Source organism: Actinoplanes sp. NPDC048791, assembly GCF_040650095.1.
GTDB lineage: Bacteria > Actinomycetota > Actinomycetes > Mycobacteriales > Micromonosporaceae > Actinoplanes.
Genome location: NZ_JBEZGQ010001142.1, coordinates 1 through 2,473 on the forward strand (window position 1 = coordinate 1; position 2,473 = coordinate 2,473).

Here is a 2,473-nt window from a genome sequence, read left to right on the forward strand (position 1 = left end):
CTGGCCGGCTATGCGTGGTGGACGCTCACCGCCGCCGTCTCGGCCTGGGCGGTCGCCATCGTGCTGGCGGTGCTGGGCGACCGCGGCGTGGCCACCGGCGTGGGCCTCGCGGCGGGCATCGGCCTGTCGATCGCCGGAGGTTTCGTGGCAGCCCGGTGGATCTCCACGAACGACTGGCCGCTGTGGTGATTGTCCAGCTCTGCACCCCCTTGTCATCGACGAACCGTGCCCCTGTGGTGGCGCAGCGCACTCGGCCTTGACGAACGTCGCGCGGCTGGGCACGCTCGGCCTCATGGCCCACGTACCGCAACGGCTCGACCCCGATCGTCGCCGTCGCCGACTGGAGCTTCTGGCCGCACTGGCCGATGCCAAGTCCGCCCGCGAGCACAGCCAGCCGCAACGCCTGCGCGGCGCCCGGCTCCGCGAACTGATCGCGAATCGCCGCCGCCACGCCAACTGAGCTACTCCCTTCGGGGCGTGGCGCGGCATCAGCGGCGCACCACCGGCTACCGTCAGGCGCTGAGGACCGCAGGTTTCGTGGGGGGATTCGTGTCGACTTTCGCTGCCGCCGTCGCCCGGGGCAAGAACGGCTGGACGGCCACCGAGCTCCAGCTCACCGGCGTCGCCGACCTCGACGAGGTGGTGGACCGGCTGCGTGACGCCGAGCCGGACGCCGAGTTGTCGCTGTTGTTCGCCGAGGCCGACGACCAGTATCTGGTGATCCTGCGCCTGGACGAGGGCGAGGACGTCCGGGTGTTCTGCTCCGACTCGGCGTTCGCCGACGAGTCGCGGCTCGGGGCTCTGCTGCTCGCCGACGTCGAGACACCGGCGCTGGAGCTCGACGACCTGGCCGCACCAAGCGCCGATGACGACGACGAGGACGACCGGCCGGCCGCCGACCCCGACGCCGACCCGGTGGGCGACGTCGAGCTGCTCGCCGACCTGGGAGTCAGCTCGCACCGGCTGCTCACGCTGTGCGGGCTCGAAGGCATGCTCCCGGCCGACGTGACCGCGGAGATCTGCCAGCAGCTCGGCTGCGGCGACGAGCTGGAAGAGCTGCGCGAGGTCTGATGCTCCGCCCGCAGCACGAGACCTGGATGCGACGGGCGCTGTCCGTCGCGTCCGCCTCGGCGGAGGACGTGCCGGTGGGTGCGGTCGTCTACGACCCGGACGGCGTCGAGCTGGCCGCGGCCGGCAACGAACGCGAGCTGACCGGCGACCCGACCGCGCACGCGGAGATCATCGCGTTGCGGCGGGCCGCCGTGCTGACCGGCAGCTGGCGGCTGACCGGCTGCACCCTCGTGGTGACCCTGGAGCCGTGCACGATGTGCGCCGGGGCGCTGGTGCTGGCCCGGGTGTCCCGGCTCGTCTTCGGCGCCTGGGAGCCGAAGACGGGCGCGGTGGGCTCGCTCTGGGACGTGGTCCGGGACCGCAGGCTGACCCACCGGCCCGAGGTCTACGCGGGCATCCTGGAGGACGAATGCGCCACGCTGCTCCGGGACTTCTTCCGGTCCTAGGCTTTTCTCCCGGTCTCAGGCGATGGCGGTGTCCAGGCCGATCTGCACCATGTCGGAGAAGCCCTGCTCACGCTGGGCGGAATCCATCTTGTCGCCGCGCTTGATGTGGTCGCTGACGGTCAGGATGGTCAGCGCCTTGGCGCCGTACCGGGCCGCGATCGTGTAGATGGCCGCCGACTCCATCTCGACGGCGAGCACGCCGTAGTCGGCCAGGGTGTCGTACAGGTCCGGCCGGTCGGTGTAGAAGGCATCCGCGGCCAGGATCGGGCCGACCCGCAGCGCGACGCCGCGCCGGTCGGCGACATCGGCCGCGGTACGCAGCAGCGAGAAGTCCGCCACGGGCGCGTAGTCGACCAGCCCGTCGAACCGCACCCGGTTCATGTTCGAGTCGGTGGCGGACCCGATCGCGGCGATGACGTCACCGAGGTTCAGGTCCATGGCCAGCGCCCCGCACGACCCGATCCGGATCAGCGACCTGGCGCCGTACTCGTTGATCAGCTCGTGGGTGTAGATCGAGGCCGACGGCATGCCCATGCCGGACCCCTGGACGGAGACCCGCACGCCCTGCCAGGTGCCGGTGAAGCCCAGCATGCCCCGCACCTGCGTGTAACAGACGGGATCGGTCAGGAACGTCTCGGCGATCCACTTCGCCCGCATGGGGTCACCCGGTAGGAGGACCCGCTCGGCGATGTCGCCCGGCTGCGCGCCGATGTGCACACTCATGGTCGAGATCCTGCCAGGCGGGTGCGGCCGAGGTGCCACGACCTCGCGCTTTGCCCGGGTGGGTAACCCGGCGGCGGACCCGGTGAGCCATCCGGTAATCTACTGCGCGGTGGTGTGTCCGAGCGGCCTAAGGAGCACGCCTCGAAAGCGTGTGAGGGTGCAAGCCCTCCAAGGGTTCAAATCCCTTCACCACCGCCAGCAAGCAGGGCAGACGCCCGGTGACTCCGCGTGAG

General features: G+C 71.0%; 4 protein-coding genes, 1 tRNA gene and 1 pseudogene. 5 read left to right on the forward strand and 1 reads right to left on the reverse strand.

Going from position 1 to position 2,473, the window contains the following annotated elements; translation table 11 throughout:
* The 4 genes and pseudogenes from AB0C29_RS43385 to AB0C29_RS43400 form a co-directional block, all read left to right on the forward strand.
* A pseudogene (locus tag AB0C29_RS43385) lies at nucleotides 1-189 on the forward strand (hypothetical protein); the annotation flags it as partial.
* Between the two features lie 67 nt (nucleotides 190-256).
* A complete protein-coding gene (locus AB0C29_RS43390) occupies nucleotides 257-460 on the forward strand; it encodes a hypothetical protein (protein WP_212987928.1) in 204 nt (67 codons plus the stop codon).
* Between the two features lie 89 nt (nucleotides 461-549).
* Entirely contained in the window at nucleotides 550-1,071 is a 522-nt protein-coding gene (locus AB0C29_RS43395; protein ID WP_360833496.1) for a tRNA adenosine deaminase-associated protein, read from the forward strand.
* A complete protein-coding gene (locus tag AB0C29_RS43400; protein ID WP_360833498.1) occupies nucleotides 1,071-1,517 on the forward strand; it encodes a nucleoside deaminase in 447 nt (148 codons plus the stop codon). The genes AB0C29_RS43395 and AB0C29_RS43400 overlap by 1 nt, the downstream gene beginning before the upstream one ends.
* A gap of 15 nt (nucleotides 1,518-1,532) precedes the next feature.
* Here AB0C29_RS43400 and deoD read toward each other — a convergent pair whose 3' ends face one another.
* On the reverse strand, nucleotides 1,533-2,240 hold the full coding sequence (gene deoD, locus AB0C29_RS43405; protein WP_360546249.1) for a purine-nucleoside phosphorylase: 708 nt from the start codon (nucleotides 2,238-2,240) through the stop codon (nucleotides 1,533-1,535).
* Between the two features lie 108 nt (nucleotides 2,241-2,348).
* Between deoD and AB0C29_RS43410 the strand changes: the two genes are divergently transcribed.
* Nucleotides 2,349-2,438, forward strand: a tRNA-Ser gene (locus AB0C29_RS43410).
* Nucleotides 2,439-2,473 lie beyond the last annotated feature (35 nt).